We start from the raw sequence: 12,530 nt of genomic DNA on the forward strand, positions 1-12,530 counted from the left end.
ACCTTTGCAGGAGGCACCTTTTGACGCTGGTCCAGATGCAGCCCCACCCGGCGAATGCCAGCCCTGTTCACCGGACGGTGGGCGACGCGATGGAGGCGGCCGGTCCACAGGTGTGTGACGACATGACGGTCGAGGTGGCCCTTGCCGTCATGGCCAGTGCCCGCACGGAGCACCTGCTCGTCTGCGACGAAGACGGCCTGTGCACCGGGCTGGTCACCCGGGCCGGGCTCGCCACCGTCCGCGACAGCGCGGCGTACACGGACCAGGTCCGTCTCCGCGACCTCCCGGGAGACCGCGGACCGGTCGCCTCATACGTGACCACGATGGCCGAAGCCCAACACGCGATGCGCTACCGCCGGCTCGCTGCCCTGCCGGTCGTCGACGACCAGGGCAGCGCTCTGGGCGTCCTCGCCCTGGCCCGCTGAACCACCTCACCGCGGCACGACCGTCCCCCTTTCCTCTTCCTGTGAGGCAACATGCGCTGTGTCATCGCCCGTTTCCCGTTCGACCTCACCAAGAGCGGTGTCCTGGAGTCGATGAAGGGCGTCAAGCCCGAGCAGGTCACCGGCGAGTCGGTGATCATCGGGCGCCGTACCTACCCCGTCAAGCAGGTCGGTCAGGTCATCACCGGCCAGGACCGGCGTGACTTCAGCGCCGGTGAAGTGCTGCGGGCCATGACCCGGCTCGGGTTCACCTGCCGCGGCCTCCCCCGGGCCGCCGTGCCCACACATGTCCTCAGCCCGCTCCAGCAGGCTTCCGCGATGCTCGGCATCCCGGTGACCGTCTGACGGACGGACAGGACCGGCGCGAGCCGACACCCGAACAGCGAAGAGGGCCCGACCGGCAAGCGCGCCGGTCGGGCCCTCCCGCATACCGGGGGTACGCGAATGTCGGGTCAGTGGTCGGAGTAGCTGAAGTCGCCCATGGTCCAGGCGCTGACGTCCGCGATCGAGACGCGGTACATCCCGCCCGTCTCCGGGATCCCCACCGTGCCCTGCAGGATGCGGGCCACATGGAAGTGCAGATGGGTGGGCGGCCCCTCTTGGGGTGTCGTGGTGGTGAAGATGGCGGCGAACTCACCCAGGCGGGCGGAGTCCGTCAGAACCTCCGACACCCGCTGCCTCCATACGGCTTCGGGTGCCAGCCGACCGGTGATGACAGCGCCACCGGTGACCACGGTCAGGGACATCTGATTGCTCGGCCCGGACTCCACCAGGGTGGCAACGTCAACGAGCAGCTCGTCAGGCTTCGACATGGGAGCCGATCTTATGCACCGGTCGTCCCGTTCTCTCGACCGGAGGACTACCGGTCGAGAAGAGCACTCACCGTCTTCCCGCCGGAGGCCCGACGGGTGACGGCGGTCGCTCGGGCGAGGCGGTTGACCTTGGGCCGGCCGCCCTCGGCTGCGAACCTCCCGAGCCTGCGGGACCGCCCGAGCCCCTGACCTGCTGTGCAGACCGCTCTGCGCATCCTGGCCTGACCGTGTAGGTCTACCTCTTCTCGGCGGGGAGGAAAATCTATGACGGCCAGAGTAGACATTGCGCGGTGGCGTCGTTATGGTTTCTCTCGTAGCCCAGAGAGACAGCAGGGCCCGGCAGAGATGAACTGCCAGGCAGCGGTAACCGCAGTTGCAGTACGCAGGACGGTGCGGTGGTGGAGTTCCGAAGCCAGGGTTGTTGCAGGACGGCGACGGGGCTGACGACCGGACCGGGTGGCCCGCAGTCATAGGGGCCGCCGAGAGCAGTACCGCAGTTAACGCAGTGGCAGTACCAGCAGTGAAGTAGGGAGCAGCACCTCGGTGAAGGCGTCGGCTGCAGGCGCGCGCACCGGGAAGTTCGGCAGTGGGGTTCTAAGCCAGAGCAGACGCAGGACGGGCAACGGGGCTGGCTGCCGAAGAGTGGCGCTGACACAGGCCACCAGCAGTACCAGCAGTACCAGCAGTAAGCAGTTGATCACCGAGGGAGAACGGAGGAGCCGAGCACCATCAGGATCGCCCGGACAGAAGTCTTGAGTCCGGGTACCGCAGGACATCGATAGCGAGGTGGTCTCCGGTCAAGCAACCGCGATCCCCGCACTCCCGGCAGCGTGTCGGCCGGGTCGGCGGAAACATAGGGTCGGCGCAGTATCAGGGCCGACAGATGGTGTAGTAGTTCCTTCGGGGCCCTGGTGCCGTACGGCACCAGGGCCCCTCCATGCGTTCCATGAGAGAGGTTCAATGACAGCAGACGCCTCGTTCGGCCGTCTCGACGACGACGACTACCCCGCCTACACCATGGGCCGGGCCGCAGAAATGATCGGCACCACCCAGGGCTTCCTCCGCGCCCTCGGAGAGGCCCGCCTGATCACCCCGCTCCGCTCGGAGGGCGGCCACCGCCGCTACTCCCGCTACCAGTTGCGCCTCGCAGCCCGCGCCCGGGAACTCGTCGACCAGGGCACCCCCATCGAGGCCGCCTGCCGCATCATCATCCTCGAGGACCAGCTCGAGGAAGCCCAGCGCATCAATGCCGAATACCGCCGCGCCGCCGACTCATCCGCGCCGCCGCCCTCGGCCTGAACCGAGCGTGCCCGTCGAAATCGGCGGGCCTCGGTCGTCGGAGGAGGGCTATTCGGGCGCGGACGCCTGTGAAGGACCGGTTCGCGACTTCCGGTCCTGGAGGCCTGGCCCCAACTGGGACCGTGGAAGTCGTGTAAGTCGGCGGGCCATGGGAACAATCAGGCTTCCGAACGGACCTCTCCGCTCTCCTACGTTCAAGGACCGCCGATGCTTCCCGAGTTCCGCTCCCATGCATCCGCCCCGCTTTCCCATCAGCTGGAACAGCGGCTGGGGCTGGACCCACGCCTCGAGGCGGGCCGAATCGACGTGGAGCGCGTTGCCGACATCGCCGTCGTCGCGTCCGCCCACTCCGATGGGTACGCGGCCACCGCGCACCTCCTCGGACTGCTGGCCGCGCTCCCCGCTCCCACCGAGGCCGGAGAACGCTTCTGGTCGGACCTGTGGAGGAGCTCAGGCTCCCTCTACCTTCTGCCCTCCAACATCAAGACCTTCGTGCTGAGTTCGCTGGCCGGAGAAGGCACCGGCCTGGCCGGTCAGATCCTCTCGGCTGTCGACGAGATGACCCCGCCCCAGCGCGTCGCAGCCGGAGAGGTGATCGGCCAGGCGCTCGCCGAATCCGACCACCTCCCCGACCTCAAGACTCAGGTCATCGGCGAGCTGTGGCTCCGGGATCTCGAACTTACCGCCTGGCGGGTCCTGCACGCGGACCACAGATCAGCAGATCCGGCTGAACGGAAAGCCTTCCTCGACGCATGGGGGCGTGTCTGAGCGCCCGGTTTCCTCTCGACACAGCGCGGCCATAGGCGGGCCGCCGGGGCCTCAGGAGGGGGTACGCACCCCACACCTGGCAATCGCGGTGGTCCGCCCGTGCCGGACGGACAGCCGGTGTGCCCACGGGCGCTTGATCTCCGCATGTCCGCCGGACGGGGCGGCCGCACACTTGTCGCGGGGGGCGGGGTCATGTCTCCTGTCGGCGCGGCCGCCGGGCCAGCGTCACCGCGCGCAGCAGCCACTCCACCGGCCCGTAGCGGTGCCGGGCCAGCCACCAGCGGCTGAAGACCGCCTGGGCGGCGAACAGCGCCAGGGCGGTGAGGGCGGCATACGCAGGTGCGAGGCGGCCCACCAGCCCGGCGCCGAAACCCGTGAAGACGAAGGACAGGACCAGGGACTGGGTGAGGTAGTTGGTCAGCGTCATGCGGCCGGCCGGAGCCAGGACCGCCGCCATTCGTCGGCCCTGCGGTCCGGTCAGCAGCCGTAGCACCGTCGCGGCGTACGCGGCGGCCAACAGCGGCGCGGTCACCACGTCCACGGCCACCGCCACCAGTTGGTACGCCGTCCCGGAGTGGCCCTGGGCGGCATGCGCCCAGACCAGACCGCCGGCGATGCCGACGGGAAAACCGACCCACTGGAGGCGTCGCAGGAACGGCCCGTGGCCGGCGGGGTCGCGCAGCACGCCGCGCTTGCCCGCCGCCAGGCCCAGCAGGAACGCGGCGAAGGCGGCCGGCGCCTGGAAGAAGGCCAGCATGAACACCACGTCGGGCAACTGCCGAAGGTGCGCAGCGATCACCGAGCCGGCGTCGCCGCGCAGTGCCTCGGTCGCCTGGCGGCCGTGTTCGGTGACAGCCATGGCGTTGATGCCGCCGCCTCCGGTGGCGGCGAGCGCCCAGGCCAGCAGCAGGTAGCCGGCGGCGGTCGCGGCGAGCAGGACGACGGCGGTGCGCACGGCGGTGCGCGGCCGGATCCGGTGCACGGCGAGCAGCACCAGTCCCAGCACGGCGTAGGTGGTGAGGATGTCGCCGGGGAAGAGCAGCACGGCATGGCACAGGCCGAGGACGAACAGACCTGCGCAGCGCCGCAGGAAGCGGGGCAGGAAGGCCGCACCGTCACGGCCTGCGGAGGCGAGCTGCAGGGTGAAGCTGTAGCCGAAGAGGAAGGAGAAGAGCAGGTAGAACTTGGCTTCGAAGAAGACCTCGGTGAGGAACCGGACCGCGCCGTCCAAGGGGGAGTCGAACGCGGGATCGGCGACACCGGTGCCCTGGTACGCCGAGGCCGTGAAGGTGATGTTGACGAGGAGGATGCCCAGGAGCGCGAAGCCGCGCAGGGCGTCGACGTCGCGTAAGCGGGACGAGGTCGTCGGCCCGGTGGCCGGCCGGACCGCGGGGCCCGGCACGGTGCCGGCCCCGGTCCCTGCCCCGGGGCCCGTCGTGGGGCGGGTGGTCATCGTCTTGCTCCTTCGGCATCGAGAGAGGACAGGAACTTCCGCTGGTCGGCAAGGAAGCCCTCGGCGAAGAGGGCCCGCGGCGCGCACAGCGCGGTCAGGGTCAGGCGCAGCGGCGAGGTCTCCACGTCGTGCTCGACCAGGCCGTGGGTCGCGTCGGCGTAGTGGGCGACGCGAAGTGACGGTCCGGGGAGCAGCCGGCGGTAGGCGGCCTCGGTGTCGGCGGTGTCCACGTTCACGTCGTGTCCGGCGAGCACCAGCAGGACGGGAATCCCGCGCAGGGCCGGCAGGTCGGCGCCGGCGTCGGCGGCGTGGTTCTTGGAGACGAACCGCCAGCGGGCGGCCGTCATGCCCTGCGGGTCCCCGACGGCCCGCACGTACTCCTCGTACGTGGCGCCCCGCCCGAGCAGCTCCAGCCCGGTCTCGCGGCGGCGCAGGGCGGCGGCGACCTCGGCGGCGGAGGCACCGTCCCGGCTCAGTTCGGCGAGGAGGTTGTAGCGGCCCTGCCGGTGCCAGTTGACGGCGGGTGAGACGGCGATGGCGAACCGGATCCGCCCGTCCCTGGCGGCGATCTTGGGTAGCACCCAGCCGGCCTGGCTGGCGCCCCACAAGCCGATCCGGCTGCCGTCGATGTCCGGCCGCTGCCGGGCCCAGGCGATGGCGTCGACGGCCTCCCGCGCGCGGTCGTCCATGGTCTGGTCGAGCCAGTCGCCCGGCGCGCCGCCCACACCCGGCTTGTTCCAGGACAGCGAGGCGTACCCGGCCCGGGCGAAGGACTCCCACATCGGCCGGTAGAAGGTGTCGTGCGTGGCGTCCACCGGGCCGTCCCCGTGGACGAAGACCACCAGGGGGAAGGGGCCCTTCCCCTGTGGGGGCAGTGCCAGCACGCCGTGCAGGGTCCGCCCGCCGTGCCGCACGGCCACCGTCTCTTCCCGCAGGTCGTACGTGTTCTGCCAGACCATCAGCCCGCCCAGGCCGGCCGCCACGACCACCAGCCCTGCCAGAGCCGCGAACACGGCTCGCACCGCCCGCCGACGGCGTGTCGAGGCCTTGCGTTGCAGTCTCGTCGACACCCATCCCCCAAAACTATCGCAAGAGAAACTCTCGTTTGAGTTTCGACCGTATCGCGTTCGTACGTAGAATGCGAGGACGGAGGAAGAATCGCGAGGAGGAGCCATGGACGCAGCAACCGCCATCAGGCGCGGCGTACCCCGCAGCACCGAGGAGCGGGTCGCCGAGCTGTACTGGGAGGCCTTCGGCCGCAAGCTCGGGGCCGCCCTGGGCCCGGCCGAGCACGGCCGTGCCTTCATCGCCCGCCATCTCCACCACGACCGCGCGGTCGTCGCACTCACCCGCGGCGGTGAGCACGTCGTGGGCGTGGCCGGCTACCAGCTCGGTGGGCGCGGCCTGACCGGCGGCGGGGTGCGCGACGTGCTCTCCGGCTTCGGGCTGTTCCGCGGCCTGCCGCGGCTCGCCGTGCTGGCGCTCCTCGAACGCACCCCGGAGCCCGGGGAACTCGTCATGGACGGCATCGCCGTCGACCCCGCCCACCGCGGTGCGGGCATCGGGAGCCTGCTGTTGACGGAGATCGCGGCCGTCGCCGCGGAACACGGCTGCTCGCGGGTCCGCCTGGACGTCATCGACGTCAACCCGCGCGCCCGCGCCCTGTACGAGCGGCACGGCTTCACCGCCGTACGCACCGAACGGACCCCGTACCTCCGGGGCCTGATGGGCTTCGGCGCCGTGACTACGATGCATCGCGCCGTCCCGGCCCGCCCGGGAGGCGGCGCACCCGGCGACACCTTGGAGCTGTAGCGATGACCAGCAGGCCCGCGGGCACCCCCGCGACGGAGCCCATCACGTCCGGGATCGGCACCCGGACCCTGGTGTTCGCCCTCGTACGCGAGGACGGCAGTGTCGACGCCGGCGAGCTGTACGCCGTCGCCGCAGCCCTCGGCATGACCGACCAGCAGGTCCGGCTCTGCATCAAACGGCTCGTCGCCGAGGGCCGGTTCACCCAGGAGGGACGAGGGCGCAAGGCCGTACTGCGTGCCACCGCCGACGCGACCGGCGCCGTCGCGCCGGACGTGGAGTACGTCCGCCACGCCTACCGGCAGGACCAGGGTCTCGCCCCCTGGGACGGGACGTGGCACCTGTTCGCCTTCGCCATCCCCGAGACCTCGCGACAGGCCCGCGACACCCTGCGCGACACCCTCCTCCACCTCGGCGCGGCCCCCCTCCAAGGCGGGCTCTACGTCAGCGCCAACGCCATCGGCGAGGTCGTCGAAGCCCACGCCCGCCACCTGGGCGTCCTGCCCTCCCTCAGCCGCCTCACCAGCTGCGACCTGCAGGTCGGGGACGAGGCCGCCCCGGCCCGGCTGGCCGCCCTGCTCTGGCCCCTCCAGCAGATCGCGGACCGCTACGAGGCGCTCGCCGCCCTCGCCACGGCCCGCCTGGCCCGGCTGTCCAGCCTGGACCGGCCCACCGACACCGAGCGCCTGACGTACGCGATCGAACTGGCGGCGTCCTTCACCACCGCCATGGAACCCGACCCCCTGCTGCCCCCCGAACTGCTCCCCCAGCCATGGCCCGGCACCCGCGCCCGCGCCCTGGCCGCACAGTGCTGGGAAGCCCTCGCCGCCGGGACCGACCAGGATCCCGGCCGCCCACGCCTGTTCCGCCTCTACGACGGCGCCACCCTCACCCCGGCACCTCCCACCACTTCTCCGCCCCCGCTTCCGCAAGTCCGGTGAGCAACTCGCGCCGGCGCGCAGTATCGCCGGGCCGTAGGCGCAGCCCCGTCCCGGGCCGGGGTCCGGCCGCGTCGGCGGGGGTGGCCGGGGGGCGGGTCAGACGAACAGGAACGCGGCCGTGGTGGCTGCGCCGAGGGCGGCTCCGGCGATCGTCTGGGCCACGGTGTGGTACGTCAGCGCGACGCGGGACCAGCACACGGCGACCGTGAGCGCATAGGCGAGCAGCCACCACGGCGAGTGCACCGTGGCGAGCAGGGCCACCACCGCCGAGGCCACGGCGGAGTCCACCGAGATCTTCCAGACCGTGTTGACCGCGAGCAGCCCGATGGTCATCACCCACAGGCCGAGCATCGCGACCAGGATGGGCGCGGGTGCACCGCCGAGGACCATGACCACCGACCCGGTGCCGAGGGACCCGAGGATCACGAAGAAGATCGGCGCGCGCTGGGTGCGGTCGACCACGTGGCGGTCGCCCCAGGTGCCGCGCTTGCGTTCCCATTCGATGTAGCCGGCCGGGACCAGTCCCGCGCACAGGGCGCCGAGCAGCCCCCAGGGGAGGCCGGTCCAGTCGCCCGCCGCGGCCAGGCCGATCCCGAGCATGCCGACGAGCAGCACGTTGCGGGGCTGCAGGACGTCGGTGACGGTGCGGGCCACGGTGGTGGCGGTGGTCTCGTTCATGTGCTGTGCTCCTGGCAGGACCGCAGGCGGCGCGGGTGTGCTGTTCCGGGATGGACTTGTAGGCGGCCACCTGTACCGGGCCAGGCGCCCGTCGCGCGCGTGTCGTTCTGGGCGCCGTGCGCACGTACGGCCGCGTGTCACCGGCTCCCCCGGCTACGCGCCCTGCGCGCCGCCGGGGCGCTGCTCGGCCTTGGTGTCCGCCAGCAGGGAGAGCGCGAACTCCAGCAGTTCCGGCGGGAGTCCGCCCTCGCCGGTGCGCCGCCGGGCGAGGAACCGGAGCCCGGCGACCACGTCGCCGACGACCTCCGACTCCTCCTTGAAGAACCGCCAGTCCACGCCGAAGCCGAGTCCGAGCGCCTTCAGGATCTCTTCGGAGGGCCGTGTGACCTTGCCGGCGAGGATGTTGGAGAAGTAGCTGTGGGAGAGGGAGCCGCCGCGTTCCCTGACCAGCTCGGCGAAGGTCCGCCCGGACACCTTCCGGCCCGGAAAGGTCTTCTCCACCATGTACTCGACCTTCTGCTGCAACGACGGCAGTTCAGGCGCGTGTTCGTCGCCGATGTCCATCCGGTCCACCTGTGTTCGCGTCGTGCACCGTTGCGAGTGCCGGGCTTGCGTGGGCACTCTACGTGACTGTTAACTGCAAAAAACGCGGCCAGGGGACCACGGGGGAGTCCCCTGCCCGTGTGGCACGCCGTGCACCGGCGCCGCCCGGGGCGGCCTACAGGTATGGCCCTTCGCGACGGGGGATGCACGAAGGGCCATACCCGTGCAGTATGCCAGCCGGTCAGGGGCCGTTCCACAGTCCGCCCCTGACACCCCTGCGGCTCTCCTCGGCCCGGCAGGCGGGCAGCTGCGACCGAACCGCACCCCCGACGGATCGGGGCCGATCCTCGGCGACTGCGGGTGAGCGGGTGCCACGGTGCGGGCGGGCCGGACCCCGGTCGGTTTCACCCGGGTGGCGCGGTTCGCGGGCGACCTGGTGCAGAGCACCGGCGTGCGTGTCAGCGTGATGCGGGGGGGATTCCGTACTCCACCCATCACGAGGAGTCGCCATCATGGGCGGTAAGCAGGACAAGCGTCAGCAGCCGGGCAGGAGCCGTGAGGCCCAGGGGCACCAGCGCCCCGGAGACCCCGCGCGGCCCCAGCCGGGCCGGCAGTCGCGCGAGCAGGGCCAGAAGGACCAGGGTCAGAAGGAGTCCTCGCGCCGCCGTGAGGACGATCTGATCCGCGAAGAGGACCTGCACGACGAGTCCTTCTGACCGCTTCCGACCGCATTCCGACCCGGGCCGACCGCCCGGACGGACAGGGCCCGGCCGGTCCGCAGTCGCCCCGGCCGGGCCCTGTCGCTTCGCGCCCCGCGAGCTCGCTCGGCCCGAGTCGCTGGGAGCACCGCCCGCGGATACGTTGGGAGGGAGAGCCGTACCGGGGCATCAGGCGGGCGCGCGCCGCGCGTCGGCGACCGTGTTCGTGGAGCGTCGGGGAGTCCGCTATGAACGAGAACCACCTCTCCGGCGACGAGACGCGGAACCTCACCCCTCAGGAGCGGGCCGCCCGCGGCAAGGCCGCCCGTGCGGAGGTGCCCCGTTCCAGCCACGCCGGGTACGCGCCCTCGCCGAACCGCCCGGATCCGGTGGACATCATCGAGAAGCAGTCCGCGAGGCGGGTGCCGGAGCTGGTGCCGATCCGCTACGGCCGGATGAGCGAGTCACCGTTCCGCTTCTACCGCGGGGCCGCCGCGATCATGGCCTCGGACCTCGCGGACACGCCGCGCAGCGGGATCAGGGTGCAGTGCTGCGGCGACGCGCACATGCTGAACTTCCGGCTGCTGGCCTCGCCGGAGCGCCGGCTGATGTTCGACATCAACGACTTCGACGAGACCCTGCCCGGGCCCTGGGAGTGGGACGTGAAGCGGCTGTCGGCCAGCTTCGTCATCGCGGGCCGGGCGAACGGCTTCAGCGCCAAGGAGCGGGCCACGGTGGTCCGGGCGGCCGTGGGCTCCTACCGCGAGCGCATGCGGAGCTTCGCCGGAATGGGCAACCTCGAGGTCTGGTACACCAGCGACTCCGCGGAATCGCTCACGGAGCAGTGGGGCCCGGTCGTGGGCGCGGGACAGCTCGAACGCTGGAACCGCGCCCAAGAGAAGGCGTACGCGCACGACACGCTGCAGGTCTTCGACAAGCTCACGCGGGTCGTCGACGGAAAGCGGCTGATCACCCCCGACCCGCCGCTGCTGGTGCGGCTCCACGATCTGCTGGAGCCCGCCGAGCGCGGCCCGATGGAGAAGGAGATCAGCCGGCTGATCGAGCACTACGGCAAGACCCTGCAGACCGACCGCAGGTTCCTGCTGAAGGGCTACCGGATCGGCGACATCGCCCGCAAGGTCGTCGGTGTGGGCAGTGTGGGAACCCGCTGCTGGGTGATCCTGCTGCTCGGCAAGGACGACGGGGATCCGCTCCTGCTCCAGGCCAAGGAGGCCGACCAGTCGGTGCTGGCGCCCTACGCCGGCGCCAGCGCCTTCCGCACCCAGGGCGAGCGCGTCGTCGCGGGCCAGCGGCTCATGCAGGCCACCAGCGACATCTTCCTCGGCTGGGAGCGCGTCCAGGGCATCGACGGCAAGCGCCGGGACTTCTACGTACGCCAGCTGCGGGACTGGAAGGGCATCGCCATCGCCGAGGACATGTCGCCGAAGCGGATGGCGAACTTCGGCAGGCTGTGCGGCGCCACCCTGGCCCGCGCCCACGCGAGGTCCGGGGACCGCATCGCCATCGCCGCGTACCTGGGCAGCAGCGACGTCTTCGACCGGGCGCTGGCGGACTTCGCCGAGCTGTACGCCGACCAGAACGAGAAGGACCACCAGGCGCTGCTCGACGCGGTCGAGGCCGGACGGGTCCGGGCCGAGGCGGCGTGAGGGCGGCGCGGCCCCGCGGGATCAGGTGTTGCTGTTGAGGAAGCCGATGACCACGGCGCCCCACCAGCAGACCTGCGAGACGAGGGCGGTGACACCTCCCCAGGCGAGCAGCTTGGGACCGGGCGCCTCGGAGGCGGCCTCGAGGCGGCGCGCCAGGAGGCCCGCCTGCAGGCCGTTGAGGGTGAGCGCGGCCACCAGGCCGAGCTTGGTCAGGGTCAGCGGGGAGCCGATGTCGGGGTGGAGCATCAGCCCGCTGAGGACGAGCCCGCCGAGGCCGGCCCAGATCGGCACGTGGAGCCGGGAGGTCGCGGCGACCACCTCGGCCAGCGTGCAGCGCCGCGTCGCCCAGAGCAGCCCGTAGTAGTCCGCGGACAGCACGGCGCCGAAGCCGATCACGAGCGAGGCCAGGTGCGCGAAGAGCGCCGCCGTGCGCATCGCCGCGTCCGCCTGCACGTGCAGGGAACACCACACCCCCGCCGTCAGCACGACCATCGCGACGAGCGCGCCGGCCGCCACCGTCCACCACGAATCGAAGAGACGGATCGGGCGGGGGGCGGGTCTGACTGCGGTGGACGACATGTGAGCTGACTCCGGTAGTGGGCGGACGGGCCGCTTCCGAATACCCGGAAGCTAGGTAAGGCTTACCTAAAGCACCGTCGCCGTCAATGCGCGCCCACCCCTCAAGACCATGAATCGGGCCACAGCCCGCCCCCGGCCGCCCCGCAAACCCCGCACGGAACCCTGCGCGAACCCCGCGGACCCCGCGGACCCCTATCCGGCCGTCGGCGCCCCGCCCGCCCGGAAGATCCGGTCCAGGTGGTGGTCGAGCACCGCGATGGCCGACTCCGGGCTCCGCTGGCCCACGAGGATGCTGGTGCCCATCGTCGCCGTCATCGCGAGCAGGCTGATGGCCTCCGTGCGCGCGTCGATCCCGGGATCTGCCAGCCCCGACGCCCGGGCGCCTTCGATCAGGCCGGCCACGGCGTTCTCGGCGGCGTCGGGGTTGTCGATGAACGGCTGGGCGGCCAGCGCCTCGTCGGTGACCGACAGGATCGAGTACGCGCTGTACAGCAAGTGGAAGGTGCGGCCCTCCTCGTCGGTCGGGAGGGAGGCCAGCAGCAGCGCCTCGACGGTCGCGCGCGGGCCCGGGGCCGGCCCGATCGCGGCCAGGCGGGCGCCCACCCGGGCGGTGAAGCGGTCGGTCAGGTGCTGGAGACCGTAGAAGAGCAGCTTCTCCTTGGTCTCGAAGTAGTACTGCACGAGCCGCAGCGACACCCCGGCCTCCGCGGCCACGTCGCGCATGCCCACGGCGTGCAGCCCCCGTCGTCCGGCGACCCGGATGAGCGCCTCGGCGATCTGGGTCCGCCGCTCCTCGTGATCCACGCGCTTCGGCATGTGCCGGTGTCTCCGCCCGTCGGT

The 12,530-nt window shown here is 71.5% G+C and carries 15 protein-coding genes; 8 read left to right on the forward strand and 7 right to left on the reverse strand.

Features of this window, described 5'->3' with window-relative positions:
- Positions 1-20 precede the first annotated feature (20 nt).
- Together ACIGFK_RS11765 and ACIGFK_RS11770 are read left to right on the forward strand one after the other, a co-directional pair.
- Entirely contained in the window at positions 21-425 is a 405-nt protein-coding gene (locus ACIGFK_RS11765) for a CBS domain-containing protein (protein ID WP_376660044.1), read from the forward strand.
- A 51-nt stretch (positions 426-476) separates the two neighbouring features.
- Positions 477-788: an SCO5918 family protein gene (locus ACIGFK_RS11770; protein WP_386467953.1), complete on the forward strand. Its 312-nt coding sequence runs from the start codon at positions 477-479 to the stop codon at positions 786-788.
- A gap of 107 nt (positions 789-895) precedes the next feature.
- Here the strand turns inward: ACIGFK_RS11770 and ACIGFK_RS11775 are convergent, their stop codons facing one another.
- Entirely contained in the window at positions 896-1,255 is a 360-nt protein-coding gene (locus ACIGFK_RS11775; protein WP_376660046.1) for a hypothetical protein, read from the reverse strand.
- Between the two features lie 960 nt (positions 1,256-2,215).
- Between ACIGFK_RS11775 and ACIGFK_RS11780 the strand changes: the two genes are divergently transcribed.
- Both ACIGFK_RS11780 and ACIGFK_RS11785 read left to right on the forward strand, forming a co-directional pair.
- Positions 2,216-2,554, forward strand: coding sequence for a helix-turn-helix domain-containing protein (locus ACIGFK_RS11780; RefSeq protein ID WP_376659698.1), 339 nt, complete (start codon positions 2,216-2,218; stop codon positions 2,552-2,554).
- Positions 2,555-2,761: 207 nt separating this feature from the next.
- The gene (locus ACIGFK_RS11785) at positions 2,762-3,322 is read left to right on the forward strand and encodes a hypothetical protein (protein WP_376659699.1); all 561 of its coding nucleotides are present in this window, start codon (positions 2,762-2,764) and stop codon (positions 3,320-3,322) included.
- A 190-nt stretch (positions 3,323-3,512) separates the two neighbouring features.
- Here the strand turns inward: ACIGFK_RS11785 and ACIGFK_RS11790 are convergent, their stop codons facing one another.
- Positions 3,513-4,775 (reverse strand): DUF418 domain-containing protein, encoded by a 1,263-nt coding sequence (locus ACIGFK_RS11790; protein ID WP_376659700.1) that lies wholly within the window; start codon positions 4,773-4,775, stop codon positions 3,513-3,515.
- Complete coding sequence (locus ACIGFK_RS11795) at positions 4,772-5,788, reverse strand: alpha/beta hydrolase family protein (RefSeq protein ID WP_376659701.1); 1,017 nt, start codon at positions 5,786-5,788, stop codon at positions 4,772-4,774. Before ACIGFK_RS11795 ends, ACIGFK_RS11790 begins: the two co-directional genes overlap by 4 nt.
- A gap of 160 nt (positions 5,789-5,948) precedes the next feature.
- Here ACIGFK_RS11795 and ACIGFK_RS11800 point away from each other — a divergent pair, with 160 nt between their 5' ends.
- Positions 5,949-6,587: a GNAT family N-acetyltransferase gene (locus tag ACIGFK_RS11800; RefSeq protein ID WP_376659702.1), complete on the forward strand. Its 639-nt coding sequence runs from the start codon at positions 5,949-5,951 to the stop codon at positions 6,585-6,587.
- 2 nt (positions 6,588-6,589) lie between these two features.
- On the forward strand, positions 6,590-7,525 hold the full coding sequence (locus ACIGFK_RS11805) for a PaaX family transcriptional regulator C-terminal domain-containing protein (protein WP_376659703.1): 936 nt from the start codon (positions 6,590-6,592) through the stop codon (positions 7,523-7,525).
- A 96-nt stretch (positions 7,526-7,621) separates the two neighbouring features.
- Here ACIGFK_RS11805 and ACIGFK_RS11810 read toward each other — a convergent pair whose 3' ends face one another.
- Together ACIGFK_RS11810 and ACIGFK_RS11815 are read right to left on the reverse strand one after the other, a co-directional pair.
- Positions 7,622-8,203: a hypothetical protein gene (locus ACIGFK_RS11810; protein WP_376659704.1), complete on the reverse strand. Its 582-nt coding sequence runs from the start codon at positions 8,201-8,203 to the stop codon at positions 7,622-7,624.
- 153 nt (positions 8,204-8,356) lie between these two features.
- Positions 8,357-8,767: a hypothetical protein gene (locus ACIGFK_RS11815; protein ID WP_376659705.1), complete on the reverse strand. Its 411-nt coding sequence runs from the start codon at positions 8,765-8,767 to the stop codon at positions 8,357-8,359.
- 491 nt (positions 8,768-9,258) lie between these two features.
- Here ACIGFK_RS11815 and ACIGFK_RS11820 point away from each other — a divergent pair, with 491 nt between their 5' ends.
- Positions 9,259-9,462 (forward strand): hypothetical protein, encoded by a 204-nt coding sequence (locus ACIGFK_RS11820; RefSeq protein WP_376659706.1) that lies wholly within the window; start codon positions 9,259-9,261, stop codon positions 9,460-9,462.
- 230 nt (positions 9,463-9,692) lie between these two features.
- A complete protein-coding gene (locus ACIGFK_RS11825; RefSeq protein WP_376659707.1) occupies positions 9,693-11,111 on the forward strand; it encodes a DUF2252 domain-containing protein in 1,419 nt (472 codons plus the stop codon).
- 21 nt (positions 11,112-11,132) lie between these two features.
- Here ACIGFK_RS11825 and ACIGFK_RS11830 read toward each other — a convergent pair whose 3' ends face one another.
- A complete protein-coding gene (locus tag ACIGFK_RS11830) occupies positions 11,133-11,690 on the reverse strand; it encodes a hypothetical protein (RefSeq protein WP_376659708.1) in 558 nt (185 codons plus the stop codon).
- A gap of 192 nt (positions 11,691-11,882) precedes the next feature.
- Positions 11,883-12,506: a TetR/AcrR family transcriptional regulator gene (locus ACIGFK_RS11835; RefSeq protein WP_376659709.1), complete on the reverse strand. Its 624-nt coding sequence runs from the start codon at positions 12,504-12,506 to the stop codon at positions 11,883-11,885.
- Positions 12,507-12,530 lie beyond the last annotated feature (24 nt).

This window comes from Streptomyces sp. NPDC085524, assembly GCF_044541755.1.
Classification (GTDB): Bacteria; Actinomycetota; Actinomycetes; order Streptomycetales; family Streptomycetaceae; genus Streptomyces.

Bases quoted from the DNA above. Each gene is read 5' to 3' on its own strand.
- ACIGFK_RS11780 (WP_376659698.1), top strand. From the start codon at position 2,216: ATGACAGCAGACGCCTCGTTCGGCCGTCTCGACGACGACGACTACCCC.
- ACIGFK_RS11800 (WP_376659702.1), top strand. From the start codon at position 5,949: ATGGACGCAGCAACCGCCATCAGGCGCGGCGTACCCCGCAGCACCGAG.
- ACIGFK_RS11775 (WP_376660046.1), bottom strand. From the start codon at position 1,255: ATGTCGAAGCCTGACGAGCTGCTCGTTGACGTTGCCACCCTGGTGGAG.
- ACIGFK_RS11830 (WP_376659708.1), bottom strand. From the start codon at position 11,690: ATGTCGTCCACCGCAGTCAGACCCGCCCCCCGCCCGATCCGTCTCTTC.
- ACIGFK_RS11785 (WP_376659699.1), top strand. From the start codon at position 2,762: ATGCTTCCCGAGTTCCGCTCCCATGCATCCGCCCCGCTTTCCCATCAG.
- ACIGFK_RS11815 (WP_376659705.1), bottom strand. From the start codon at position 8,767: ATGGACATCGGCGACGAACACGCGCCTGAACTGCCGTCGTTGCAGCAG.
- ACIGFK_RS11770 (WP_386467953.1), top strand. From the start codon at position 477: ATGCGCTGTGTCATCGCCCGTTTCCCGTTCGACCTCACCAAGAGCGGT.
- ACIGFK_RS11805 (WP_376659703.1), top strand. From the start codon at position 6,590: ATGACCAGCAGGCCCGCGGGCACCCCCGCGACGGAGCCCATCACGTCC.
- ACIGFK_RS11790 (WP_376659700.1), bottom strand. From the start codon at position 4,775: ATGACCACCCGCCCCACGACGGGCCCCGGGGCAGGGACCGGGGCCGGC.
- ACIGFK_RS11825 (WP_376659707.1), top strand. From the start codon at position 9,693: ATGAACGAGAACCACCTCTCCGGCGACGAGACGCGGAACCTCACCCCT.
- ACIGFK_RS11835 (WP_376659709.1), bottom strand. From the start codon at position 12,506: ATGCCGAAGCGCGTGGATCACGAGGAGCGGCGGACCCAGATCGCCGAG.
- ACIGFK_RS11820 (WP_376659706.1), top strand. From the start codon at position 9,259: ATGGGCGGTAAGCAGGACAAGCGTCAGCAGCCGGGCAGGAGCCGTGAG.
- ACIGFK_RS11810 (WP_376659704.1), bottom strand. From the start codon at position 8,203: ATGAACGAGACCACCGCCACCACCGTGGCCCGCACCGTCACCGACGTC.